Source organism: Streptomyces sp. NPDC005962 (assembly GCF_040629205.1).
GTDB lineage: Bacteria > Actinomycetota > Actinomycetes > Streptomycetales > Streptomycetaceae > Streptomyces.
In genome coordinates, this window is sequence record NZ_JBEXVE010000002.1 from 144,193 (window position 1) to 169,208 (window position 25,016).

A 25,016-nucleotide genomic window follows, 5' to 3' on the forward strand; every position below is an offset into this window, starting at 1 on the left:
CCGAGAAACTCACTGCCGGGAAACTCACTGCCGGGAAGCTGGCGGGAAAACTCACTGAGTGGGGCCACGGTCAGGCGGCGTTCAGGCCGGTCATACCGGTGGTGCGGGAGAACAGTTCGGCCATGGAGTCGGCGAACCGCTGGTGGCCGAGCGGGCTGGGGTGCAGACCGTCCTCGGACCAGAACGCCGGGTTGCGCCACTCCGGCAGCCTGCCGATGTCCAGGCAGAGCGTGCCGGTGGCGCGTGTGATGTCGTAGAGTGCCGCGTTCGCCTCGGCGAAGCGCTCGCGCATCTGGGCGCGGAAGCGGTCGGGGAGCGGCAGGTTGCCGGGGATGTCGGGGTAGCTCGCGGTCAGGACGGTGGTGTCGGCGCCCGCCAGCGAGCTGAAGATGGTGTGCAGGTTGCGCCGGAAGCGCAGCCGGTCGTAGTCGCCGATGAGGTCGTTTACCCCGACGATGACGCCGGTCAGCGGGGCCTTGTTGACCAGTGCGCGGCGCAGCTGGCCGTCCACCACCGCCTGGGTGGTGGCGCCGTGCACACCGAGGTTCAGCACGGTCTTCCGCGGCAGGTGCAGCCCGCCGGCGAACCGGGAGACCCAGCCGCGGAAGCCGTCACCGGGCGCCGGGTCGCCCCTGCCCTCCACAAAACTGTCGCCGAGCACGGTGAGCCGGATCGTCGGCACGGGGATGTCCTCTCGGTCATTCCGGCCGGCGGTCCGGCCGGGGTCGGGGTGTGGTCAGGCCTGGGTGAGCAGGCGCTTGTCCTGCGGGAAGCCGACTTCCTCGTAGAGCGCTTCGAGGGCCTGGGGCGCGAAGAACTCGTCGCCGTGGATGCCGCCCGCGATGAGGCCGAAGAACTTCGCGGTGTACGAGGGGCTCTGGCTGGCCGCGCGGAACACCGAGTCGTAGTACGGGGTCAGGGACAGCTCGGCCAGGCTGCACGTGAGCTCGAAGGTGCCGTTGCTCTGCTCGTCGCGCAGCTTGACGTACTCCGCCAGCGCGGCGTCCATCGGGCTCTGCCCGGACAGCCCGAGGTGCAGCTGCTCGGCGAGGAGTTCGCCGTACTTGAAGGCGTCGGTGATGCCCCAGCCGGTGAACGGGTCCTTGTGGTAACCGGCGTCGCCGACCAGCGCCCAGCCCGGACCGTGGGAGGTGCGGTAGTAGTTGTCCGGGTAGCGCATCGGACGGAAGTTCTCGGTGCGCACCCCGCTCTGCCGCAGCTCCTCGCCGAGGTCGGGGGCGACCTGGTCGTACACCTCCTGGAAGCTGCCCTCGACATCGCGCCGGAACGCGCCGAACCGCTCGTTCCTGCGCATGACGGCCAGCAGGTTCTGCCCGTCGTTGGTGGGCCAGGTGCCGATCTGCTGCTGACCGAAGGCGGTGCGGTGGTGCATGCCCCAGTCCAGGCCGTCGTAGTACGAGTAGTAGACGAAGCAGGCGGCCGGGACGCTGCGGTAGATCTCGGCGCCCACCTTGTCCGCGACCACCGAGTTGCGGCCGTCGGCACCGACCGTGACGGTGGCGCGGAACTCGCGCTCCGGGCCCTCGCCCTCGCGGCCCTTGACCCCGGTCACCCGGTCGCCGTCGAAGAGCACGTCGGTGACCGTGAACCCCTCGATCACCTCGGCGCCCGCCTCCCGGGCGGCGTCGACGAGGATGGCGTCCAGCACCGTGCGGCGCGGGCAGTAGACGGCGTCGATGCCGTCGATCGGGTCGGCGAACCCGGCGATGTCGATGCCGGTGTACGAGAAATTGAGCTGCCGGATCGGCGGAACCCCGCTGGCGATGACGCGGTCGAGCAGCCCCCACGCCTGGAGCCGGGACAGCCCCGCCTGGTGGATGTAGTGGGTGGAGACGGTGTCGCTGGGGAACGTGGACCGCTCCAGCACCAGGACCCGGTGACCCTGCCGGGCGAGCAGCATGGCCAGCGGCGAACCGGCACAGCGCGCACCCACAACAATAACGTCATACATATGAGATCGCTCCAGTGGTGATGTCGACACAAGCGATTCTGTCGACTGCCGGAAAAGGCAGTCAACGTCAACAGCGGGAACCCATCATTCGATTAGCCGGAGCAATGAAGACGGGGTGTAGAGGGGAATAGGAAACGCCCGGGAAATGAATGCGTCGCATTGCGGGGGACATTGTTGCGGCGCGGTTCACCCGGCGGTCGGTTCAGCTCTGGTGTACCGCTCGGTACAGCGCTTCGACGTCGTCGGCGAAGGCTTTCTCGATGGCCGCCCGGCGCAGTTTCATCGATGGCGTCAGCAGTCCCGACTCCACGGTGAAGTCGCCCTCGACCACCTGGAAGCGCCGGATCGACTCGGCCCGGGACACCAGGGAGTTGGCGTCGGCCACGGCCGTCTCGATCTCGGCGAGCAGCGCGGGGTGCCCGGTCCATCCGGTGCCGTCGGGCGCGGGCTCCCGGTCGGCGCTCCACTTCGCGAGCGCCGCCGCGTCCACGGTGATCAGTGCGGTGACGTAACTGCGGCCCTCGCCGATGACCATGCAGTTGCTCACCAGCGGGTGCAGCCGGACGCGGTCCTCCAGCGGGGTGGGGGAGACGTTCTTGCCGCCGCTGGTCACCAGGATTTCCTTGGCCCGCCCGGTGATGACCAGATGGCCGTCGTCGTCCAGCCGTCCCAGGTCGCCGGTGCGCAGCCACGGCTGCTCGGCGCCGCCGGCCGTGGCGCCCGCCCGCTTGCGGCCCTTCGGCCAGTAGCCGGGCGAGACATTGGCGCCGCGCACCAGCACCTCGCCGTCCTCGGCTATCCCTACCGTGGTGCCCGGGATCGGCCGACCGACCGTGCCCATCCGGTTGGTGTCCGGCGCGTTGACGGTGACCGCGGTCGCCGCCTCGGTCAGCCCGTAGCAGTTGAGGATGGTGATGCCGACCCCGGCGTAGAAGGCCGCGGTGGTCTCGTCCAGCGACGCCCCGCCCGCGATCACATACCGGAAGCGGCCGCCGAAGCTCTCCCGCAGCCGCTCGTACACGTCCTGGTCCAGGGCCTGGTACGTCATGGCCAGGCCGGGGTCGACGGCCTCGCCGCGGGCCTCCGCCAGGCCCACCGCGATGGCGGTCTCCTCCGCCGCCGGGTCGACGAGGGCGCGGCTGCGCTTGCGGATCTTCTCCAGCGCGTACGGCACCAAGGCGAGGAACGTCGGCCGGAAGGCGGGGAGTTCGGCCAGCAGCTCCGGGATGCCGGGCACCAGGGCGGTCCGGGTGCCGCCGCACAGGCAGGACAGCAGCAGGGTGCGGCCGAAGACATGGGACAGTGGCAGGGCGAGCAGCGTGACCGCCTGCCCGGCCGACGGGTCCTCCGCCGCGCGCCGGAACAGCCAGCCTGTCTGTTCCACCGTGTTGGCCGAGGACGCGTACATATTGCGGTGGGTGAGCACGCAGCCCTTGGGCAGGCCGGTGGTGCCGCTGGTGTAGACGATCGTCGCCAGATCGTCGGCGGTGACCTGACGGCGCCGCTCCCGCAGCTCCTCCTCGCGGCCGGTCACCTTCCACTGGTCCACCTCGGCCAGCAGCCACACCCCCTCGGCCCCGGCCGCCTCCAGCCGCTCCCGGTCCTCGGGGGTTTCCGCGAACGCCCAGGACGCGCCCGAGTCGGTGAGCACATGGCGGATCTGATGCCCGGAGGCGGTGGGGTAGACCGGGACGGTGACCGCGCCGATGCTGAGGACGGCGAAGTCGGCGAGCACCCACTCGTAGCGGTTACGGCCGAGTATCGCGACGCGGTCACCGAAACGTACACCCTGCGCGAGCAGCGCCCGGGCCGCCGAATTCACCTGCTCGGTGAATTCCCGGATACTGATGTCCTGCCATCCGGTTTCGGACTTGCGGACCAGCGCGATACGATCCGGGTCGGTGGCGGCAGCGCTGTCCAGAACGTGGAACAGGCCGTGTTCGTCGGGGAGGTCGAGACCATTCCTGGAATGCGAAATTGTCGTCACGTGAAATAATTCTCGATGGCCCGCCGAAAGTCGGCAACGCGTATTTTCTGAACGGGCAGTTGAGTTTTCCTATCGCAGCAGCTTGGGTTCACCGCGCACCAGCCCCGGGGCGTCGAACGGCCGGACCGCCTCGAGGGAGTCCAGGAACCCCTCGACCAGCGGGTTGTCGTCCGAGGCGCGCCACACCGCGCACAGATCGATCAACGGAACCGGGTCGTAGAGCTGGACCACCGCCGGACGGATACCGCCGGTGCCCGAACCCACCGACAGCCCACGCGACATCGAGGCGAAACCCACCAGCGGTTTGATGGACACCACGATGGCGGTCGCGCCGGGGTCGTTGAGGGTGTGCGCGACGTTGAGGGTGATCCCGCAGCGCTGCGCCGCCGCCAGAATCGCGTCGTACATCGCCGGACACTGGTCGCGGGCGAAGAGGATGCACGCGTGGTGCGCCACTTCGGCGAACGGCACCCCCGGCCGCCCGGCCCACCGGTGCCCCTGGCCGACCACCGCGACCAGCGGCACCTGCAGCAGCCGCCGGTAGCGGAACTCGGAGGTGACCGGGTGTCCGTACACCAGCGCCACATCCAGATCGCCCGACGCCAGGGCGCGCAGCTGCGGCCCGGTCCGCTTCTCGCACAGGCCGACGGTGACATCGGGGAACTCGGCGCTCATCCTGGCCAGCGTCGTGGGCAGGACATGCTGACCGGCCGGGAAGTTGTAGCCGATGTTGATCGAGCCGGTCCGCCCGGCCGCCGCCTCCCGGGCGGTGTGGGTCGCCTTGTCGACCTGGGCGACGATCGTCCGGGCCTGCACCTCGAACGCCCGCCCCGCCTCGGTCAGCCGCACCTCGTGCGACGTCCGGGCGACCAGTTCGACGCCAAGGGACTTCTCCAGTCGCTGCAGCTGCTGGCTCAGCGAGGGTTGGGTGAGGTGCAACTTCGCTGCCGCACGCCCGAAATGCAACTCCTCAGTAATCGCCAGGAAGGACACCAGGTGTCTGAATTCCATCGCGGCCTCCGCACGCAAGGTATGGCCGACATGCTGATGGTCCTGGACGAACCTGCGGTGAATCACACCTGGCGGTATCCGGGCGACCTGGCATGGGGTTGACCGGGTCAGCGCTCCCGGCCGCCGAGCAGCGCGCCCAGCGCCGCCAGCGTGCTCGCGTTGTCCCGGTGCCGGACGGTCCGCCAGCCGCGCGCTTCGGCGGCGGAGCAGTTCACCTCCGTGTCGTCGATCAGCAGACACTCCCGCGGGGTGGCGCCGAACGCCTCCTCGGCGAGCCGGTAGATCTCCGGCTCCGGTTTGCGCAGTCCCGTCTCATGCGACTTGATCACCCGGTCGAACACGGTCTGATCAGGGATCATCGCACTGCGGTGGACCTCCCACTCGTGCACGCTGTTGGTCAGCATGCCCAGCCGGAACCCCCGTCCGCGCAAGGCCACCAGCGCGTCGTGGAGCTCCCGGTTGAGCAGTCGGCCCGCGTACCAGTAGTCGCCGAAATCGCCCAGATCGACGCGGGGCACATACGCCGGGGCCAGCTCGGCGGTGAGCCGCCGCCCCCACTCCCGCTGCGAGATCAGCCCGCGCTCCAGCGGCTCCAGCAGGTCCGTACCTTCCCGGGCGGCCAGCCGTCGAATTCCGGCCAGCAGCTCGTGCACCGGGATTCCGGCCGCGTCGGCCACCTGCCGCAGCGCGTCGTCGACCGGCGGGGTCAGCACCCCGCCGAAGTCGGCCCACACCACCGTCACCTCGTCCGTCTCCACCTGGGCCTCCTCAGCCGAAGGACTGCACCAGGCAGGTGCAGCTGCCGTGCGCGACCAGCTTGTCCTCCGCGTTGTACACCCGCGCCTCGGCGGTGGCGATACGCCGCCCCACATGCACCGTCCCCGCCTCGCACCGCAGCTCGCCGTCGTCCAGCGCGACCGGGCGGACGAAGTTCACCTTGAGTTCGAGCGTGGTGTAGAGCGTGGCGTCCGGCAGCCGGGTGAACACGGAGCTTCCCATCGCGGTGTCCATCAGGGTGGACAGCACCCCGCCGTGCACGGTCAGCATGGCGTTCGCCTGCGCGGGGCCCGGCTTGAGCGTGTACACCGCCCGCCCCTCGCCCAGCTCGGCGCACATCACACCGAGCGAGTCGCCGACCCCGATGCCCTCGGCCATTCCCTTCTCCAGCAGCGCGGTCAGCTCACTGATACGGCGCTCCACCGGGGTGGCGGGCTCCTGCGTCGCGGATGTCACTGCAATGCCTCCTGAAGAATCGGTGGTCATCCGGCCAGCCGGACCGGCAGCCGGGCCGGTCCCCGCATCGAGACGCTGGGCCGGTAGGCGGGCTCGTCGGTCAGTACGGCGAACTCCGGGGCCCGTTCGCACAGCCGCCGCAGGGTGATCTCGCTCTCCAGCCGGGCCATCGGCGCACCCAGACAGAAGTGCGGCCCATGGCTGAACGCGAGCTGCCGCCGCTGGGCGCCGCCCCCGGCGAACCGCCGCACATCCAGGGTGTCCGGATCGGCGAACACCTCCGGATCGCGGTTGGCCGACCCCAGCAGCAGCACCACTCCGGTCCCGCGCGGCATCTCCCGCCCCGCCAGCGTGGTGTCGCGCATGGCCACCCGGGTCGGGAACGGCACCGGGGTGTCGTAGCGCAGGAACTCCTCGACCGCGTCCGCCACCAGCGCCGGGTCCTCGCGCAGCAGCGCGCGCTGCGCCGGGTTCCGGTGCAGGGTCAGGGCCGCGCTCGCGATCAGGTTCATCGTCGTCTCGTGTCCGGCGATCAGCAGCAGGACGCCGATGTCCGCGATCTCCTTCGCGGTCAGCCGGTTCCCGCTCTCCTCGACGGCCACCAGCTCGCTGAGCAGATCCTCACCGGGCGCCTTGCGCCGCTCCTCGATGAGGGCGTGGAAGTAGCCGTCGAACGCGCGCACCGCCGTCTGCCGTGCCGCCTTCTCCTCCGCGCTGAGCACCGCGTCCGGATCGAGCCCCCGGCTGATGTCGCCGGTCCAGCCGCCGAACAGCTCCCGGTCGGCGGCGGGCACGCCCAGCAGTTCGCAGATCGTGATCAGCGGGACGGGATACGCCAGCGCCTGGACGAGGTCGACCTCACCGGCCTCCAGCGCCGCGTCCAGCAGCTCGTCCACGGTCCGGGTGATGCGCGCGCGCAGCTCCGCCACCGCACGGCTGGTGAACGCCTTGGCGACCAGCGAGCGCAGCCGTCCGTGCTCCGGCGGGTCGAGCAGCAGAAACGAACCGGGCAGCTGGGCGACGTCCACACCGGGCCGGAACGGATTGATGCCCGCGGTGTAGCCGTGCCCCCAGTCCGGGTCGGCCAGCACGGCCGAACAGTCCTCGTAGCGGGGCACCAGATGAATACCGAACCCGGTGTCGTGCACCCGCCCCGTCTCCCGCAGCCGCCGGTACGCGTCGAAGGGGTTCGCGCGCAGCTCCGGCCGGAAGACATCCAGCTCGGCGGGGAGCGCCCCCGTCGTCGTCTCAGCCGTCGTCTCGGTCGTCCCGGTCATGACGACGCCCCGAACCGGACCGGCAGCGAAGACAGGCCACGTACGACCAGATTCGGCTTGTACGGCGGCTCGTCCGTCAGCAGCTCCATCGTGCCGACCCGGCGGATCAGCTCGTGCAGCAGGATCTCCATCTCCAGCATCGCCAGCGGCGCGCCCAGGCAGTAGTGGATGCCGAGGCTGAAGCCGAGATGCCGGGGCGGCGGCGCGGTGCGGTCGTGGAAGCGCGCCACGTCCAGCCGGTCCGGATCGCGGTACGCCTCCGGGTCGCGGTTGGCCGCGGCGATGTGGACGACCACACCCTCGCCCTCCTCGATCCGCTGCCCGCCCAGGGTCATCGGGCGCTTGGCGGACCGGGTGGTCAGCTGCACCGGAGGCTCGTACCGCAGCAGCTCGTCCACCGCGCTCGGCACGTACTCCGGGTGCTCCCGCAGCCGCGCCAGCTGGTCCGGGTTGCGCATCAGGGCCAGCAGCCCGCTGCCGACCAGGTTGACGGTCGTCTCATGACCGGCCACCAGCGTGGTGACACAGGTGGTCAGCAGCTCCGTCTCGGTCAGCACATCCCCGCGGTCCTCCACCGCGGCGAGCGCGCTGAGCAGATCGTCCGCGGGCTCGGCCCGGCGCCGGTCGATCAGCTCGCGGAAGTAGCGCATGAACTCACGCGACGCGGTGCTCCGCGCCCCCTGCGCCTCCGGGGTCATCAGCACGTCCGGGTCGAAGCCGCGCGCCAGGTCCTGCGACCACAGCTGCGCCGCCTTGTGGTCCGCCGCCGGTACGCCGACCAGCTCGCACACCACGGTGAGCGGCAGCGGATACGCGATCAGGTCGATGAGGTCGAACTCTCCGGCCTCCAGCGCCGCGTCCACCAGCTCGGTGACCAGCTGCTCGATCCGCGGGCGCAGCTCCGCCACCGTACGCGGGGTGAACGCCTTGGACACCAGTGTGCGCAGCCGGGTGTGGTCCGGCGGGTCCATCCACAGGAAGGAGGTCGGCAGCTCCTCCGCCGCCTCCTCGGCCGATACGCTCGGATGCAGCTGGCCCGCCTCGTCGGCGTGGCTCCAGTCGTTGCTCTGCAGCACCGAGGCGCAGTCCGCGTAGCGCGTCAGCAGATGCAGACCCAGCGGAGTGCGGTGCACCGGACCGGCTTCCCGCAGTATCCGGGCCGGGGTATAGGGGTCGGCGCGATGGGTGGGAAGAAAGAGACCGGCCATCGCGACATCGGTCGCGGACGGCTCGGCCGGTATCTCGCCGCTGTCGGTCGCAGTGTCCACTGAGGAGTCATCTCCCGCTGGTTGCCGCAGAAGCCCGGATGCGTTCCTGCGTTCCGCGGAACGCCGGGCCGATCGATGCGCGCCACACTCCTGGCGCCAGGTGAATTCGCCCTGAATCCACGCCGACAAAACCGTTTTGCGGGCACCTGCCAATGACGCGATAGGCACATCCCCGAACGCATTGCTTCTCCGCGCCACATCCGGCGAGATTTGTTTCCGCCCCCACCGGAGAACTGAGCGATGAGAAAGGGGCCGAGCATGTCGGAACGCCGTGCGGTGGTCATCGGCGCGAGTATCGCCGGGCTGCTGGCCGCCCGGGTGCTCGCGGACTCCTTCGACCGCGTCGTGCTCGTCGAACGCGACGACAGCCCCGGCACCGGCTGGCGCCGCGGCGCCCCGCAGAGCAGGCATCTGCACGGGCTGATGGAGCGCGGCCGCCAGATCATGGAGGAGCTGTACCCGGGCCTGACCGCGCAGCTCGCGGCGGCCGGCGCGCCCACCACCGAGGTGCTGCGCGAGTCCCGCTGGTACCTCTCCGGGCTGCGGGTGCACCCCGCCTCCACCGGGCTGACCACGCTGCTCGCCAGCAGGCCCATGCTGGAGGGCGCCATCCGGGAGCGGACGGTGCGCCTGCCCGGCGTCCACCTGCTGACCGGCCGCACCGCGACCGGTCTGATGACGGCGGAGCATGAGGCTCCGGCGGGAGCGCCCGGGGGAGGGCGGCCCGGCCGGATCACCGGCGTCCGTCTCGCGTTGCCCACTGCGGCTCAGGGCCGCACCGGACCGATAGATCCCGATTCCGGCGGGGGCGACGTCCTCCGCGCCGACCTGGTCGTCGACGCCACCGGACGCGCCTCCCGGGCCCCCGACTGGCTCGTCGCACTCGGCCATGAACGCCCGGCCGACGAACGCATCGACGTCGACCTCGGCTACGCCTCCCGCACGTACCGGCGCCGCCCCGGCCATCTCGACGGAGACCTCGCCGTCGTCGTCTCCACCATGCCCGGCAGGCGCGGCGGCGGCGCCATCACCCTGGAGGGCGACCGCTGGCACGTCACCCTCGCCGGAATGCTCGGCGACCATCCGCCCACCGACCACGCCGGATTCGAGGCGTTCGCCGCCACCCTCCCGGTCAGCGACGTCCATGACATCGTCCGGGACGCGGAGCCGCTGGACGACCCGGTGCCGCACCGCTTCCGCGGCTCGCTGCGCCGCAGATACGACCGCGTCGCCGCGCCGCCCGCCGGATTCCTCGTCCTCGGCGACTCCGTCAGCAGCTTCAACCCGCTCTACGCACAGGGCATGACCGTCGCCGCCCAGCAGGCCCTGGTCCTCCGCGACCGGCTGCGCGCCGACGGCGCCGACGGGCTCAGCCCGGCCCGCTTCCACCGCGATGTCGCCGCCGTGGTGGACATCGCCTGGCAGATGTCCACCGGTTCCGATCTGCGCTACCCCGGCGTCGTCGGGCCGCGCACCCCGCGCTCCCGCCTGGTCAGCGCCTATTCCGCCCGCGCCCAGGTGGCCGCGCACCGGGACCCGGCGGTCGCCCGCACCTTCATGCGCGTCGCCAACCTCACCCTCCCCCCGACCGCGCTGCTCGCCCCGCCCACCCTGCTGCGGGTGCTGCGGTCCGGTTCGCACCCCGCCACGACACGAGGTGATCGCAGTGACGTTTGACGGGTTCCCCGGCCTGGCCGCGGCGTTCGACGAGGCCGCCGCCCGCAACCCCGGCCAGAACCTCTCCTTCCCCAGCGAGAACGAACGCCTCAGCTACGCCGAACTGGCCGACTCCTCGCGGCGGATGGCCGCCGCGCTGCTCGCCGACGGTGCCACCGAGGGCGACACGATCGGCATCCTCTGCCCGAACGGGGCCGCGTTCCTCCAAGGCGTGCTCGCCGCATCACGGATCGGCGCCGCGGCCTGCCCGCTTCCGCTGCCGATCGTCCTGCGCGACATCGAGGGCTATCTGCGGCGCACCCAGCAGATCATGGACACAGCCGGGCTGAGCCATGTGGTGACCGTCCCGGCGATGCACGCCGTGACCGACCACCTCACCGGCCCCCGCGTCCACGACGCGGCCGGACTCGTCGCCGCGGGCGGCCCCGGCCCGCTGCCCCGGCCGGGCACCGGACACCCGGCCGTCATCCAGTTCACCTCGGGCAGCACCTTCGCCCCGAAGGGCGTCGTCCTCAGCCACGCCAATGTGCTCTCCTGCGCCGACTCGATCACCTCGGCCATCGCCATCGGACCCGGCGACGGCTGGGGCAGCTGGCTGCCGCTCTTCCACGACATGGGCCTGTTCGGCACGCTCACCGGCCTGTTCAACGGGCTTCCGGTCACCGTCTGGTCCCCGACGGCCTTCGTCCGCAGCCCCGCGCGCTGGCTGAAGGAGTTCCTCCGTACGCCGTCCACGATCAACGCCATGCCCAACTTCGGCTTCGATCACCTCGTGGAGGCCGTCCCGGCCGAGGAGGTGCCGTCCCTGGACATGGCGCGCTGGCGCGTGGCGTTCAACGGCGCCGAATCCATCACGCCCGCGTCCATCAGGGACTTCCTCGGCCACTTCGCCCCGGCCGGATTCCGGCCCGCCGCGATGACCCCCGCCTTCGGGATGGCCGAGGCCACCTTGCTGATCACCCTCCCGCCGCCGGAGCGGGAGCCGGTCGTCGACTGGGTCGACCGCGCCGCCCTCGCCGACAACCGTACGGCGGTGCCGCTGCCCGAGGGCGCCCCCGGCGCACGCGGCATCGTCGCCCTCGGACAGGCCGCGCCCGGGATGAGCTTCCGCGTGGTCGCGCAGGGCGTCCAGGACTTCCCGGATACCGCGCGGGTGCTGCCGGACGGCATGGTCGGCGAGATCCAGGTCCGCGGCACCTCCGTGACCAGCGGATATCTCGGCGGCCTGGACGACCCGTTCACCGCCGACGGCTGGCTGCGCACCGGAGACCTCGGCTACCGGCGCGACGGCGAGCTGTACTTCACCGGCCGCTCCAAGGAAATGATCACCGTCCGCGGGGCCAACATCTATCCGCTCGACATCGAATCCGTGGCGCGTACGGTACCCGGCCTCTACAAAGGGCGCTGTGTCGCGTTCGCACTCACCGAGGACAGCGAACACGAACAGATCGTGCTGTGCGCCGAAACCCGGCTGACCGACGCGGCGGAAAGGGACCGGCTCTCCCGGGAAATCCTCGCCCGCTGCACCTCGGTACTCGGTCTGCCCGAGCTGAATGTCCAACTCGTGGCCGCACGGTCGATCCCCCGCACCACCAGCGGAAAACTTCAGCGGCTCGGCATGCGGGACCACCTCATCGCGAAGGCGAATTCATGACCATTCACGCGCCGGACATGGACCGGATGCACAGTCTCGGAGTCTTCCGGCACTACGACAAAAGCCATTGGCGACTGGCGGAACTGCCGCTGGGCGACGTGGACCGCTCCCTGGTCAAACCGGAGTACATCACCCTGGTGAAGAGCGCCGTGATGGGCGAGTCCAATGTCATCGCCGCGGTGCACGGCTTCCTCAACGAGTTCGCCGACGACTACGACTTCTCGGCCTTCGCGGTGATCTGGGGCTACCAGGAGGTGCAGCACCACTTCGCGTTCACCTCCTGGCTCCAGGCCGTCGGCGAACACGTGGACAACCGGGCGGTGGCGGCGATGCGCGCGCCGTACGACCCGGGCTCGACCCCGTCCGCGACGCTCGCCACCAACATCATCTCCGAGCTGACCGTCAACCACGTCTACCGGGCCGTCTCCGCGTGGGTCGAAGAGCCCGCGCTGAAGGATCTGCTGCTGCGGGCCAGCCGCGACGAGGCCGGACACGCCAAGGAGTTCATCCACTTCGCGGCCAAGCGCCTCGAACAGCACCCGCACGAGATGGCCTCGGTCCTGGAGACGCTGTACTTCTACACCGCCGACGACCGCATCAAGCACCCGGTCGGGGTGTTCAAGTCCGGACTCGCCGAACTCACCGACACCGAGACCATCGACACCGGCTTCGAACTCTTCCTCGACACAGTGGCCGACCAGGGCGAACTGGACGCGCTCCAGGGGAAGATCCGCCGTACGTTCTCCTCGCTGACCGGCTACGACCTCTCCTCCAACCGCGCCGTGCGGCGCGCCATCGCGACGGCCCTGGGATGAACCGATGAGCGCTCCCGCGCGGGACGCCGTACCGCTGCCGTGGGCCGGTCGCGCCGACCACCACTGCTTCGGCTGCGCACCGGCCCCGGCCAACCCCCGTGGCCTGGCCCTCACCTTCGAGCAGACCGGCGACCGGCTCGGCACCGCGTTCGTGCTGGACCACCACTACGAGTCCTACCCGGGCGTCGTGCACGGCGGGATTCTCGGCCTCATCTGCGACGAGACGATGGGCAACCTCGTCGTGATGCGGCTGGGGTTCCCGGCGCTGACCACCTCGATGCGGACGCGCTACCTCGGCGTCGTCGCCGTCGGCCGCCGCTACCGATGCGTCGCCGAGGCCACGGAGGCCACCGGGGGCACCAACGGACTGATCACCGCCCGCGCCGAAGTGCTCGACGAGCACGGCGCCCCGGTGGCCACCGCCACCGCGCACTACCAACCACATCAGCACGCCGTGGAGGCATGACATGACCAGCAGCACCGCCGTTCCTTCCGCCGACATCATCCGTACGGTGACCGAGGTCGTCGCCGAGATCCTCGGCCGCCCCGTGGACGGGCTGAGCCCCGACGCCGATCTGCGCGGCGTCGAAGGCGCCGACTCGATCAAGGTCGTGCGCATCATCGCCAAGATCGAGCAGGCCTTCGACATCGAGCTGGAGGACGAAGAGATCTTCGGCGTCAACACCATCGGTGAGGTCGTGGCGCTGGTCGAGAAGGCGACCGCGCGGGAGCGGGCATGACCGCCGCCGCCACCGGTCAGCGCGCCGCCACCACCCCGCGCGCCGCCACCAACCAGCACTACGACCTCGACCCCGAGATCTTCGCGCGCTTCCTCGACCCGCTGCGCAAGTACTCCTCCGCGCTGTTCGCCTCCGACGACGACACCCTGGAGCAGGCCCAGCGGCGCAAGCTGGCCTGGGTCGCCGAACAGCTCGGGCTGACCGGGGGCGAGCGCATCCTCGACGCGGGCTGCGGCTGGGGCGCCCTGCCGCTGTTCATGGCGGAGGAGTACCGCTGCCGGACGGTGGGCATCAGCCCGGCGCCCCGCCAGCACGCCTACATCCGCGAGCGCGTCGCGTCGCGCGGCCTCGACGCCCTGGTGCGTACCGAAACCACGTCCTTCGAGCAGTACGAGCCCGAGCCCGGCGGATTCGACGCCGTCACCCTGCTCGGCTCCGTCGTGCACATGGACGACCTGGACGCGGTGTTCGCCAAGATCCGCCGTGCGCTGCGGCGCGGCGGAACGCTGTACCTGTCCGAGAGCTGCTTCCGCAGCGCGGCCATCCGCCGGACGTTCGACGAACGCCCCGGCACCGACTTCATCCGCCACGGCATCTTCGGCTCCGGCGAGCTGCGCCCGCTGTCCGAACTCGTCGCCGCCGCCGAGGGCGCGGGCCTGTCCATCCGCGCGGTGCACGACCTCACCGCCGACTACCACCGCACCATCGAGTGCTGGATGGCGAACGTACGGGCCGCCTCCCCGGCCCTCGAAGAGCACGACGAAGGCCTCACCGAGCAGCTGCTGCGGTACCTGGAGACCGCCAACGCCGGCTGGGGATACACCACCAAGCACTACGCCCTGGTATGCCGCAAGTCGCGCTGACCGCACCGACGTTGCCGACCGCACCGACCGGTGTGCGAGGAGGTACATCATGACCATCACCAGGACCGCCTGCGCCGACGCGGGCGTACTGCCCGCCGAGGACATCGCCCGCGCGGTCGGCAACTACTTCACCGGCGCCGCCCAGGCGCGCCCGTGGAGCGTCGAATCCGGACTCGACTGGCACCTCGCCGACGCGGACCGGCTCACCGACGGGCAGCGCTCCGCGGTCGAGTTCATCACCCTCATCGAGGACCACCTCCCGGGCTACTTCGCGCTCTACGCCGAGCACTTCCCCGTCGACGGCTCGGTGCCGGGCGAGGTCTACGCGCACAACCGCGAGCTGTACCACTTCACCATCCGCTGGGCCTCCGAGGAGGACACTCACGCCCGGGCCCTCACCCGCTACCAGGAGGCCTCCGGCATGGGCGACGCGGCCTCGGTGCGCGAACAGCTCATCCTCCCCGGTCAGGCCCGCTTCGAGCTGCCCTACGACCACCCCGTGCAGTTCTTCGCGTACGCGCTCATCCAGGAGAAGGCCACTCAGATCTACTACCAGCAGCTGCGTGCGGTGGTGGGCGACCCGGTGCTCGCCCAGGTCCTGACCCGGCTGAGCCGCGACGAGGCCCGCCACTTCACCTTCATGGCCGACGTCGTCACCGACTATCTGCGCGCCTACGGCGACGCCGTGGTCGAGCCGGTCCGCGAGGTTGTCGCGGGCTTCCGCATGCCCCTCTCCGACACCATCCGCGGCTACTGGCGCTGGGCCCTGAAGATCGCGGACACCGCCTCCTACGACCACACCGACGCCTACGAACACCTGATCAAGGTCATCAACCGGGCCGTCGACACCCCGCGCGGCGAACGCGTCGACACCCTGCTCGACTTCATCACCTCCTGCCGCACCACCGGCTGAGGCTCAACGATCGAAGCGGCGCAGGAGCGCGTCGAGGTACTCCTCCAACCGCGCGGTGAGCAGATCCGGAGTCAGATCCTCGCGCCCCAGCTCCCGCCACGGGTCCGCGACCTTCTCGGCATCCGGGGCGAACGCGAGCGCGTCCAGGACGCGCCAGTACAGATGAGCCGCGGGGTCCTCGCTCAACGTCCCTCCGCACGCCGCGTAACGCTCCGCGAACCGCATCCCCTCCGGGACGCCGTACAGAAGCGCCAGCGCCGTGGAGCAGTGCGCCACGTCCAGATCGGCCGGACCCCAGGACGTCTCCACCCAGTCGACGACACCGGAGATCTTCAGCCCGGGGCCCTGCCCGGTGAAGAGCACATTGCCGGGGTGGAAATCCCGGTGCAGGAAGCAGGGCCGGTAGGCAGGGGGATCGCGGCGGATGATGTCCACGGCGCGCTGCCACACGTCCGGCCGCCCGGTGGACTCGGGCAGCCGCACGAGTTCAGGTGACGTCCACGCCTCGTAGACCCGCGGCCAGGCCCCGGCCGGGACCCGCACCCGGTGAATGGCAAGCAACTGCCGCGCCAGAAGCCCGGCCCGCAGCCCCGCCCCGGCCTCGTCCAGCCGCACACTGCCCGGCAGCAGCGACATCAGCAACGACGGATGATCGCAATACGCCGCCGTCGCGTCGACCCCCTTGAACGCGGCCACCGGCACATCGGTCCCCGCGAGCAGCCGCAGGATGTCCGCCTCGCGGGTGAGTAACCATGCGCACAACCTAGCGACCGCGTGGCGGCCCTACGGCCCTCCGCCTAGCATGGAAGGACTAGGTCCCCGGCCCTCGGCCCGGTCGACCCAAGATCATCCGTGCGCCCGATGCCACCCTTCCGAGGCGGGAGCCACCATGCGGTGGAGACCTGCCGAGAGGAGCGCATCATGTCGTACCCGGAAGACCTCCAGTACCCGGAGCCCCGCTACCACGGCTCCAGGGGCGAGGTGAACGCGGTGTTCCGCCCGGCCGACACCCCGCCGGACCTCTCCTCGCCCGGAGGCGCCACCCACTACCTCGCCACCAGCCAGTCGACCGGTGGCGAATTCGGCCTGTACAAGGTGGAGATGGGGCCACGGGCCGGTGGACCCGCGACCCACTTCCACAAGGCGGTGTCGGAGTCCTTCTACATCCTCTCCGGCGAACTGGAGCTGTACAACGGCGAGAAGTGGGTCACGGGCCGCGAGGGCGACTTCCTGTACGTACCGGTCGGTGGCCTGCACGCCTTCAAGAACGTGACCGACGAGCCCACGTCCATGCTCCTGCTCTTCTCCCCGGGCGCCCCGCGCGAGGAGTACTTCGAGCGCCTCGCGGAGATGTCACAGCGCGGCGCCGAGGAACTCAAGCGGTTCCGCCTCCGCCACGACAGCTACTTCGTGGAAGACTTCGAATCCGAGGCGGAGACGCCCAGCGAGGCGAAGTCGTAACCGCCTCCCCAAGCGTCGCCGGTGTGGACGTTGGTCAGCCGGGAGCCGCGCCAGATCACGCTCCGCTGGAACAGGAGGGGCACGTATGCGGCGGAGTCGGAGATCTTCTCATTGATCCGCGCGTAGTCGCTCCCGGCCTTCGACGGGTCCTGTTCCGCGATCGCCGCGTCGAAGAAGTCGTCGACCGTGGGATCGTCCAGCTCCGCGACATTGACATTGCCGGTGCTCGGGATGAAACGGCTGTCGGCGAGCGGCTGCAGAAATCCCTGGCCGGTCGGGAAGTCGGCCATCCATCGCTGGACGACGAGGCCGTAGCCCTTCTTCTTCACTGTCGCGGGTGAGCTGATCGCGTCGATATAGTCCGTGTCGCCGAGCCGATCGATCCGGGTGCTGATACCGACTTTCTTCAGCGACTCCGACAGTGCGGTGACGATATTCGTGTCGACGGGGCGGTTACGCGCCGGGATGGTGATCGTGAACCCGTCCGGCTTTCGGCACGCCGCCAACTCCTCCTTCGCCTTGGTGGTGTTCGACTTGCCGTCGCGTTTGAGAGTCTTGTACGGGTCGTAGGAGGAGACGGAGCCCGTGACGGTCGGCGGAAGCATATGGGGCGCGATATCTCCGGACTGCGGACCGCCTGCCGCGGTCCGGATGCTCTGCCTGTCCACCGCGTACATGACGGCCTTGCGGCAGTCGATGTTGTCCAGGGGTTCGACGGAGCGCGGAAGGGCCGCGAACAGGAGCACTCCGGTATACGGGTTGTCCAGCCGGGCCAGGTAATCGGAGGCGCTCCGGGCCTTGATGAGGCCCTCCCCGGTGAGCCCGGTGAACCCCAGGTCGAGGTCGTACTCGCCCGAGAGCAGGGCCCGTGCGTTCGCCTGCTCATTGTCATTGATCTGCACTGTGATCCGGTCGGGGAGAGCGGTGCGGATCGGGTCGGACTTCTGGTTCCACTCCGAATTGCGTTCCAGTTCCAGCGACTTCCCCGGACTGTAGGACTTGAATTTGTACGGCCCGGAGGAGAACGGATTGTCCTGGTACCGGTCCTTGGTGTCCTTCACCCTCTTGACGGGCGATGCGGCCGGCATCGCGAGCATCCGCTCGAAGTCGCCGTTGGGCTTGGGCAGCCGGAAGATGATGGTCTTGTCGTCCGGGGTCTCGATGGCCTTCAGGCCCAGCTTGTCCTTGGAGCTGTCCTTGTACGGTCCCTTGTAGGTGTGATCGGGGTCCAGCACCTGCTGCGGATATTGCGGGCCGCCGACAATCACGTTCGTGGCCCAGACCCGCTCGATGCCGTATTTGACGTCCCGGGAAGTGATCCCCGTACCGTCCTGCCAGGTGATGCCGTCGCGCAGGTGATAGGTGTACGTCTTGCCGCCGTCGGTCACCTTGGCCTTGTTCTCGGCGAGGTCCGGGACCAGTTCGTTACCCCTTTTGCCGGGTTCGGGGGCGTAGGTGACCAGTTGGCGGGCGTAGTAGCGGGAGAAGTTCCAGACGAAGCCGGAATAGCTGCGCTGTGGGTCCCATGAGTCGGCGTCGACGGTGCTGATGAATTTCAGCGTGCCGCCACGCTTCGTCGACGCGTTGACCGTGTCCTTGGTCGCGGCGTTGTAGCCGGAGGCGGGGCCCGCCTTGGGTGTGCTGGATTCCTTCATCCAGGACAGCATCAGCGGGATGCCCGCGGCTATCAGGGCGACGGCGAGCGCTCCCGCCAGTCCGTAACGGACGGTCCGGCGCAGGCCCGGTGAGGCACCGCCGGGGGAGGGGGCCGGGCCGGGTGATGGCAGGGGCGTCGGCGCCCAGGCGGGTTTCGGCGGCACCGCGGGCGACGGCAGGGGCGTCAGCGCGGGCGTCGGCTCCGGTTCGTGGTCGTACGAGGGCGGCGGGCCGAAACCCGGCGGTACCCAGGCCACGTTGCGGGCCAGGGCCAGGCCGCCCGCCGTATTGCGGTCGCGCTTCTGCGGCAGCGGACGCCCCTTCGCCCGCAGCGCCGTGTACACCTGTGCGTAGACCGTGTCCAGATCCAGCAACTCCGGCCCGCCCGGCGCCCCGTCGCGCAGGAGCCGCAGCAGCTCACCGGTGAAGGCCGTATGGGGTTCACCGGGCGGGGCGAGCCCGAAGCTGGTGTCGGGGACGGAGGCCAGCAGATAGGTGCCGTCGACTTCCACCTGGTCGATCAGCGCCTCGGTGCCCGGCGCGCTCATGAACCCGAGCACCCGTCCGCTGAAGCAGCAGTCGAGCAGCATCACCTGGCGGTTGGCCCGCCCGTCGAGGACGACGTCACGCAGCGTGCCGTAGGGGAGACCGGTGTAGGAGCGGTGCGGTATCGACCCGGTCAGGCCCAGGAAGAGCTCGCCGCGGCGCGGCTCCACGAGGCCGTGTCCGGCGAAGTACACCAGCAGCGTGTCCGTAGCCTCCTCGGCCGCGGTCCGCACGGCGTCGAGGACCTCGACCGCGGTGGCGGGATCGTCGATCACCGTGCAGTGCTCGGGCGCCAGCCCCCAGGAATGCGGGGCGCATAAGGCCGCGGCCAGCGCGCTCAGGTTGTTGGCCACCGCCGGGATCTGTTCCAGATGGGCGTACCGGCTGGTGCCGATGAGCACCGCGCGGGTGGCGGCGGGATCGGGCAGGACGGCCACGGCTATCGCCCTTCCCCCGCGTCGGCCTCCCGATCCCGTTCCTCGTCCCTCTCCGGTGCGGGCTCCGCCAGCCGCTCCAGCGCGTCGACCAGGCGCCGCAGCTCCTCGCTGCCGCCGCCGTCGAGGGAGACCGTGAGGTCACCTCGGCGGACGGTGATCCGATGGGCACGCGGTCGCGTCTGCCGCCAGGTGGACAGCGCCAGCACGAAGGAGGCCGCGCTCCAGGTGTTGTCGGTGATCAGCTGCAGCACATCGGTGAGCACGCCCATCTGCCCCGGCGACGGCGCGGATTGGGCCAGCTCCACACGGGCGGCGCGGCGTATGGCCGGATCTCGCCCCAGCCAGTCGTGGAGCGATCGCAGCTCCTCCTCGCCACCGCTCACCGTTACGTCGATCCGCACCAAGCCCCCCTTGTGACGACCGTCTCCTCAATTCTTCCCTACTCGGGGGCGTTCGCGCAGGATCAATGCGGAGCAGGAGTAAGGGAATACGGATCATCCGGCTTACGGATCAGGCGGCACGGGGCCGGTACGGCTGCGGAACGCTCCGGGCAGCGGCTCGACGACCCACTCCTCGCCACTCTCAACATATAGCGCACCGGGGGCCTTGCGGCAAGGCCCCCACCGTGCCGCACAATCTCCGTCCTGAGCCCAGGACCTGCGAAAACGGAGTCGTGACGTGCGTATGTTGTTGTCGGCGTATGGGGCGAGCGGACCCAGTAGCGCGTTCGGTCTTCCCGACCGTCTCTCGGCCAAGGCCGACCCGGCGCTGATCGCCGCTGACGAGGGGCACTTCGCGGCCGTCGCGGAGTGCCTGGAGCAGTCGGTCGCCGAGCTGTCCGACAGCCTCGACGCCGCGCGCAAGGCGCCCGGCGGCGTCGGCAGGCAGGCGATGGACCGGGACGCGGAGATCCACCGGCTGACCGCACGCCTGCGCGCGCTGCGCCGCTTCGGCCTGGACCTCTGCCTCGGGCATATGGTCGGTGCGGACGGCGCCGAGCCCGTATACGTCGGACGGCTCGGCCTCAAGGACAGCACGGGCCGTCAGCTGCTGCTGGACTGGCGTTCGCCCGCGGCCGAGCCGTTCTTCGGGGCCACCCACGCCCGCCCGATGGGTCTGGCGAGCCGCCGCCGGTATCGCTGGACCCTCGGCCGGATCAGCGACTACTGGGACGAGGTGTTCACCCCGGACGGGTTCGCCGGGCATGCCGCGCTCGACGACCAGTCCGCCTTCATCGCCAGTCTGGGCGGCAACCGCTCGCCACGGATGCGGGACGTGCTCAGCACCATCCAGGCCGACCAGGACGCCATCATCCGCGCCGGGTCCCGTGGCGCCCTCGTCGTGGACGGCGGTCCGGGTACGGGGAAGACCGTCGTCGCCCTGCACCGCGCCGCCTACCTCCTCTACTCCGACCCCCGCCTCGGCCACCGCCGGGGTGGGGTGCTGTTCGTCGGCCCTCACCAGCCCTACCTGAACTACGTCGCCGACGTCCTGCCCAGCCTCGGAGAGGAGGGCGTGCGGATCTGCACCCTGCGGGATCTCGTCGCCGAGGGAGCCGGGGCGGCGGTCGAGGCCGACCCGGAGGCGGCCCGTCTGAAGTCGTCCGCGGACATGGTGGCGGCGATCGAGAAGGCCGTCCGGTTCTACGAGGAGCCGCCCGCCGAGGGGATGACGGTCACGACCGACTGGGCCGACATCCGGCTGAGCGCCGACGACTGGGCCGAGGCATTCGACGCGGTGGAACCGGGCACTCCGCACAACGAGGCGCGCGAGCGGATCTGGGAGGAGCTGGCCACGATCCTGCTGGACAAGCTCGACGGCGAGGTCCCGCCCGACCCCTTCCGCAGGTCGCTGCTCCACGACGAAGAGCTGGTCGGGGCGCTCAACCGGGCCTGGCCGCTGATCGAGGCGGCCGACCTCGTCGGCGATCTGTGGTCGGTCCCCGCCTATCTGCGGATGTGCGCTCCCTGGCTCGGCCCCGAGGACGTAGCGAAACTGCGGCGCAAGGAGGCACCCCAGGCCTGGACGGTGTCCGACCTGCCGCTGCTCGACGCGGCGCGGCAGCGGCTCGGCGACCCGGAGGCGGCCCGGCGGCAGCTCCGGCACCGGGCCGCCGTCGCCGCGGAGCGCCGGCGCATGGCCGACGTCATCGACAACGTGCTCGCGGCCGACGACGACGGCGAGGGCGCGGTGACGATGCTGCGCGGACAGGACCTCCAGGACAGCCTGATCGACGAGACCGCACTGCCCGCCGCCGACCCGGACGTGCTCGCGGGGCCGTTCGCACACATCGTCGTCGACGAGGCGCAGGAACTGACCGACGCGGAATGGCAGATGCTGCTGCTGCGCTGCCCGTCGCGGAGCTTCACCATCGTCGGGGACCGCGCCCAGGCCCGGCACGGGTTCACGGAGCCGTGGCGGGAACGGCTGGAGCGGGTCGGGCTCGACCGGATCGACCTGGCCTCCCTCAGCGTCAACTACCGCACGCCGGAGGAGATCATGGCGGAGGCCGAGCCGGTCATCCGGGCCGCGCTCCCGGACGCCAACGTACCGACCTCCATCCGCGGCAGCGGCGTCCCCGTCGAACACGGCTCCGTCACAGATCTGAGCGCGATCCTCGACACCTGGCTCGACGCCCACGCCGACGGGATCGCCTGCGTCATCGGCGCCGGTGACACGGGAGTCGGCTCCTTCCGGGCCACGTCCCGCGTGCGGTCGCTGACCCCGGAGCTGTCGAAGGGGCTCGAATTCGATCTCGTCGTCCTCGTCGACCCGGAGCGGTTCGGCGAGGGCATCGAAGGAGCGGTCGACCGCTATGTGGCGATGACCCGGGCGACGCAGCGGCTCGTCATCCTCACGAGCCAGCCGAGCTGGACGAGGTAACTGGACGAGTTAGCCGGACACCGGCCGATGTGTTCCCGGCGTGTGCCCGAACGTACGGCGGAACACATCGATGAACGCGCTGGCGGACGACCAGCCGCACCGGTGCGCCACGGTGGTCACCGGGACGTTCTCGGCCAGCAGGATCAACGCGTGGTACAGGCGCAGCTGGGTGCGCCACTGCGGGAACGTCATGCCGAGATCGGCCTTGAAGTGGCGGGAGAGGGTGCGGTCACCGGCGCTGACCTCCCTGCCCAGCGCGGCCAGGGTGCGGCCGTCGGCCGGATCGGCGCGCAGGATCTCGCACACCGCCCTCAGCAGTGGGGTGGTGGGGGTGGGCAGGTGCAGGGGCTGCTGGGGCGAGGCGCGCAGCTGGTCGAGCAACACGGCCCGCAGCCGCCCGCGTTCGGGCTGTCGTCGTGCGGGGTGTGGGTGTAGGCGAGGATCAGCTCACGGAGGAGGGGGCCGACCGCCAGCACGGTCGGCTCGTCCAGGCCGAGCGGATTGTCGCTCGCGTCCAGGCCGACCAGGTGCAGTGCGAGTTCGCCGTGGGCCTGGTGGGCGTGCACGGTTCCGGCCGGTACCCAGATGGCGCGGGTACCCGGTGCGATCCACGTTCCGGTGCTGGTCGTCACGGCCAGCACGCCCCGGCCCGCGTAGACGATCTGGTGGTCGTCGTGGCGGTGGGCGTCGATGGCGGCTCCGGGCGCCAGCCACTGGGTGCGGGTCGGCGCCACCGGCTCATGGCGGATTTTCGGCATGGAATGGCAGTTTATCGGAAGCACGACAGGGTGTCCGGTGATGACGATGGCGATGTGCCCAGGAACAGAGCCCTCATCATGCTGTCGGTCGGCCACGCCTGCGTGGACGTCTACCAAGGCGCCGTCGCGTCGCTCGTCCCGTTCTTCGTGGCCGAGCGCGCCTACGGCTACGCCGCGGTCTCGGGCATCGTGCTCGCCGCGTCACTGCTGTCCTCGGTGGCGCAGCCGGTGTTCGGCGCGCTCACCGACCGCTGGGCGATGCCGTGGCTCCTGCCGGTGAGTACGGTCCTCGGCGGGCTGGGCGTCGCCCTGAGCGGGGTGAGTGGTTCGTACGACTGGACGCTGGCGTTCGTGGCCGTGTCCGGGGTCGGCGTCGCCGCCTATCACCCCGAGTCCGCCCGCGTCGCGCGGCGCGTCAGCGAGGGCAGCCACAGCGCGATGGCCTGGTTCTCCCTCGGCGGCAACCTCGGCTTCGCCACCGCCCCGCTCATGGTCACCGCCGTCGTCGCCACCGGCGGTCTGCGGCTGTCGCCGCTGCTCGTCGTACCGGCGCTCGTCGGCAGCGTGCTGTGCCTGCCGGTCCTGCGCGCACTGGCGAAGCCGGTACGCGGCGGCTCCGGCGGCGCGGTGGCGACGGGCGCCGATGACATCGCCTCGTTCGTGAAGCTGTCGCTGGCCGTGGTCTGCCGGTCCATCGTCTTCATCGGCCTGAGCACGTTCATCGCGCTGTACGCGCGAGCGCGTCCGGGTGGCAGCACGGCGGCGGGTACCGCGGCGCTGTTCGTGCTCTACCTCGGCGGCGCGGTGGGCTCGGTGCTGGGCGGCCATCTCGCCAACCGCTGGGACCGGGTCACGGTCGCCCGCCGGGCGTACCTGGTGGCGGTCGCCGCCGTCGCGGGGATCGTCTACGTCCCCGGCCCGGCGTTCTACGCCTTCGTGGCGCTGACCTCCGTCGGCCTGTACGTCCCCTTTTCTCTCCAGGTCACCCTCGGCCAGGACTATCTGCCCACCCGCGTCGGCACCGCGGGCGGCATCACTCTCGGGCTGACCGTCAGCGTCGGCGGCCTGGCCGCCCCGCTCATCGGGAGTGTCGCCCACGCCACCTCCCTGCGGACGGCCCTGACCCCGCTGATCCTGATGCCCGCCCTGAGCTGGCTGCTGTTCCGCACCCTGCCCGAACCCGCCCCGGAACCCACGGGCGCGGCTTAACCGTCGAGATCGACGTGCGGCCGGTTGAGTTACGGTCTGGCGCGTGACGAACCAGCGAAAGCCACGGGGCCCGTACCGCAAGAGCGCGGAGCGGCGGGAGCAGATCCTCCAGGCCGCCTACGAGGCCATCGACGAGTACGGAGAGCGGGCCTCCCTGCAGGACATCGCCGCCCGGGTCGGAGTGACCCAGCCCGCGCTGACGTACTACTTCCCCACCCGCGACGACCTGCTTCTCGCGGTCCTGGAGCGGCGGGACGTGCTGGGCAAGGCGTTCGCCCGGGGCGCCGGAGACGACGAGACCGTGATCGACGGCATGGTGGCGGGCACCCGCCTCATCACCGACCACCCCGGGTTGGCCAAGCTGTACGTCGCGCTCTCGGCCGCGGCCACCGATCCCGAGAGCCCCGTGCACGGCCACTTCGCCGAGCGTTACCGAGGCCTCGCGGCCGAGGCCGCGCAGGAGTTCGAGGAGGGGCAGCGGACCGGTGAGATCCGGGCCGACGAACCGGCCGACCACCTGGCCAGGGCGGTCCTGGCGGTGATGGAGGGCCTGCAGATCCAGTGGATGCACGACCCCACGCTGGACATCGCCGCGATCGCCGAGACGTTCGCCCGGATGCTGGCGCCGCCGGCCGCCGATCAATAAATTTTTAGGG

The 25,016-nt window shown here is 70.5% G+C and carries 22 protein-coding genes and 1 pseudogene; 11 read left to right on the forward strand and 12 right to left on the reverse strand.

The features are described 5' to 3' along the window. Window positions 1-70: 70 nt before the first annotated feature. From ABZ370_RS04650 to ABZ370_RS04685, 8 genes are all read right to left on the reverse strand, one after another. Window positions 71-682: an SGNH/GDSL hydrolase family protein gene (locus ABZ370_RS04650; RefSeq protein WP_358616397.1), complete on the reverse strand. Its 612-nt coding sequence runs from the start codon at window positions 680-682 to the stop codon at window positions 71-73. A gap of 54 nt (window positions 683-736) precedes the next feature. Next, window positions 737-1,972: an NAD(P)/FAD-dependent oxidoreductase gene (locus tag ABZ370_RS04655; RefSeq protein WP_358616399.1), complete on the reverse strand. Its 1,236-nt coding sequence runs from the start codon at window positions 1,970-1,972 to the stop codon at window positions 737-739. A gap of 202 nt (window positions 1,973-2,174) precedes the next feature. After that, window positions 2,175-3,959 carry an AMP-dependent synthetase/ligase gene (locus ABZ370_RS04660; protein ID WP_358616401.1) on the reverse strand — a complete coding sequence of 595 codons (1,785 nt, stop codon included), beginning with the start codon at window positions 3,957-3,959 and terminating at the stop codon, window positions 2,175-2,177. A 69-nt stretch (window positions 3,960-4,028) separates the two neighbouring features. Beyond that, window positions 4,029-4,970 carry a LysR substrate-binding domain-containing protein gene (locus ABZ370_RS04665; RefSeq protein ID WP_358616404.1) on the reverse strand — a complete coding sequence of 314 codons (942 nt, stop codon included), beginning with the start codon at window positions 4,968-4,970 and terminating at the stop codon, window positions 4,029-4,031. A gap of 107 nt (window positions 4,971-5,077) precedes the next feature. Continuing rightward, a complete protein-coding gene (locus ABZ370_RS04670; RefSeq protein WP_358616407.1) occupies window positions 5,078-5,728 on the reverse strand; it encodes an HAD family phosphatase in 651 nt (216 codons plus the stop codon). Window positions 5,729-5,738: 10 nt separating this feature from the next. Beyond that, complete coding sequence (locus tag ABZ370_RS04675; protein WP_358616410.1) at window positions 5,739-6,203, reverse strand: PaaI family thioesterase; 465 nt, start codon at window positions 6,201-6,203, stop codon at window positions 5,739-5,741. A gap of 26 nt (window positions 6,204-6,229) precedes the next feature. Beyond that, window positions 6,230-7,480: a cytochrome P450 gene (locus ABZ370_RS04680; RefSeq protein WP_358616412.1), complete on the reverse strand. Its 1,251-nt coding sequence runs from the start codon at window positions 7,478-7,480 to the stop codon at window positions 6,230-6,232. Beyond that, window positions 7,477-8,748 (reverse strand): cytochrome P450, encoded by a 1,272-nt coding sequence (locus ABZ370_RS04685; protein WP_358616414.1) that lies wholly within the window; start codon window positions 8,746-8,748, stop codon window positions 7,477-7,479. The genes ABZ370_RS04680 and ABZ370_RS04685 overlap by 4 nt, the downstream gene beginning before the upstream one ends. A 258-nt stretch (window positions 8,749-9,006) precedes the next feature. Between ABZ370_RS04685 and ABZ370_RS04690 the strand changes: the two genes are divergently transcribed. From ABZ370_RS04690 to ABZ370_RS04720, 7 genes are read left to right on the forward strand one after another with little or no spacing between them, the layout of a single operon-like run. Beyond that, a complete protein-coding gene (locus ABZ370_RS04690; protein ID WP_358616417.1) occupies window positions 9,007-10,425 on the forward strand; it encodes an FAD-binding monooxygenase in 1,419 nt (472 codons plus the stop codon). Then, entirely contained in the window at window positions 10,415-12,079 is a 1,665-nt protein-coding gene (locus tag ABZ370_RS04695) for an AMP-binding protein (protein WP_358616420.1), read from the forward strand. Before ABZ370_RS04690 ends, ABZ370_RS04695 begins: the two co-directional genes overlap by 11 nt. Continuing rightward, window positions 12,076-12,894, forward strand: a complete 819-nt coding sequence (locus ABZ370_RS04700) for a ferritin-like domain-containing protein (RefSeq protein WP_358616422.1) — start codon at window positions 12,076-12,078, stop codon at window positions 12,892-12,894. Before ABZ370_RS04695 ends, ABZ370_RS04700 begins: the two co-directional genes overlap by 4 nt. Window positions 12,895-12,898: 4 nt before the next feature. Then, window positions 12,899-13,360, forward strand: coding sequence for a PaaI family thioesterase (locus ABZ370_RS04705; protein ID WP_358616424.1), 462 nt, complete (start codon window positions 12,899-12,901; stop codon window positions 13,358-13,360). Between the two features lies 1 nt (window position 13,361). After that, window positions 13,362-13,634, forward strand: a complete 273-nt coding sequence (locus ABZ370_RS04710; protein ID WP_358616427.1) for an acyl carrier protein — start codon at window positions 13,362-13,364, stop codon at window positions 13,632-13,634. Beyond that, window positions 13,631-14,497, forward strand: coding sequence for a class I SAM-dependent methyltransferase (locus ABZ370_RS04715; protein WP_358616429.1), 867 nt, complete (start codon window positions 13,631-13,633; stop codon window positions 14,495-14,497). The genes ABZ370_RS04710 and ABZ370_RS04715 overlap by 4 nt, the downstream gene beginning before the upstream one ends. A gap of 49 nt (window positions 14,498-14,546) precedes the next feature. Next, window positions 14,547-15,410, forward strand: a complete 864-nt coding sequence (locus ABZ370_RS04720; RefSeq protein WP_358616432.1) for an acyl-ACP desaturase — start codon at window positions 14,547-14,549, stop codon at window positions 15,408-15,410. A 3-nt stretch (window positions 15,411-15,413) separates the two neighbouring features. On the opposite strand, the gene ABZ370_RS04725 is transcribed toward ABZ370_RS04720, so the two are convergent. After that, a complete protein-coding gene (locus tag ABZ370_RS04725) occupies window positions 15,414-16,172 on the reverse strand; it encodes a phosphotransferase (protein ID WP_358616435.1) in 759 nt (252 codons plus the stop codon). 159 nt (window positions 16,173-16,331) lie between these two features. Between ABZ370_RS04725 and ABZ370_RS04730 the strand changes: the two genes are divergently transcribed. Further along, window positions 16,332-16,871, forward strand: coding sequence for a cupin domain-containing protein (locus ABZ370_RS04730; protein WP_358616437.1), 540 nt, complete (start codon window positions 16,332-16,334; stop codon window positions 16,869-16,871). Here the strand turns inward: ABZ370_RS04730 and ABZ370_RS04735 are convergent. Then, window positions 16,814-19,510, reverse strand: coding sequence for an ABC transporter substrate-binding protein (locus tag ABZ370_RS04735; RefSeq protein ID WP_358616440.1), 2,697 nt, complete (start codon window positions 19,508-19,510; stop codon window positions 16,814-16,816). The genes ABZ370_RS04730 and ABZ370_RS04735 overlap by 58 nt on opposite strands. Before the next feature lie 2 nt (window positions 19,511-19,512). Beyond that, window positions 19,513-19,911, reverse strand: coding sequence for a hypothetical protein (locus tag ABZ370_RS04740; protein ID WP_358616442.1), 399 nt, complete (start codon window positions 19,909-19,911; stop codon window positions 19,513-19,515). A gap of 283 nt (window positions 19,912-20,194) precedes the next feature. Here ABZ370_RS04740 and helR point away from each other — a divergent pair, with 283 nt between their 5' ends. Next, window positions 20,195-22,393 carry an RNA polymerase recycling motor ATPase HelR gene (gene helR, locus ABZ370_RS04745; RefSeq protein ID WP_358617415.1) on the forward strand — a complete coding sequence of 733 codons (2,199 nt, stop codon included), beginning with the start codon at window positions 20,195-20,197 and terminating at the stop codon, window positions 22,391-22,393. Between the two features lie 9 nt (window positions 22,394-22,402). On the opposite strand, the pseudogene ABZ370_RS04750 reads toward helR, so the two are convergent. Beyond that, window positions 22,403-23,151: pseudogene (locus ABZ370_RS04750) on the reverse strand (helix-turn-helix transcriptional regulator). A gap of 54 nt (window positions 23,152-23,205) precedes the next feature. On the opposite strand from ABZ370_RS04750, the gene ABZ370_RS04755 reads away from it, so the two are divergent. Together ABZ370_RS04755 and ABZ370_RS04760 are read left to right on the forward strand one after the other, a co-directional pair. Beyond that, the gene (locus tag ABZ370_RS04755; RefSeq protein ID WP_358616444.1) at window positions 23,206-24,360 is read left to right on the forward strand and encodes an MFS transporter; all 1,155 of its coding nucleotides are present in this window, start codon (window positions 23,206-23,208) and stop codon (window positions 24,358-24,360) included. A 43-nt stretch (window positions 24,361-24,403) separates the two neighbouring features. Beyond that, entirely contained in the window at window positions 24,404-25,006 is a 603-nt protein-coding gene (locus tag ABZ370_RS04760; RefSeq protein WP_358616446.1) for a TetR/AcrR family transcriptional regulator, read from the forward strand. Window positions 25,007-25,016 lie beyond the last annotated feature (10 nt).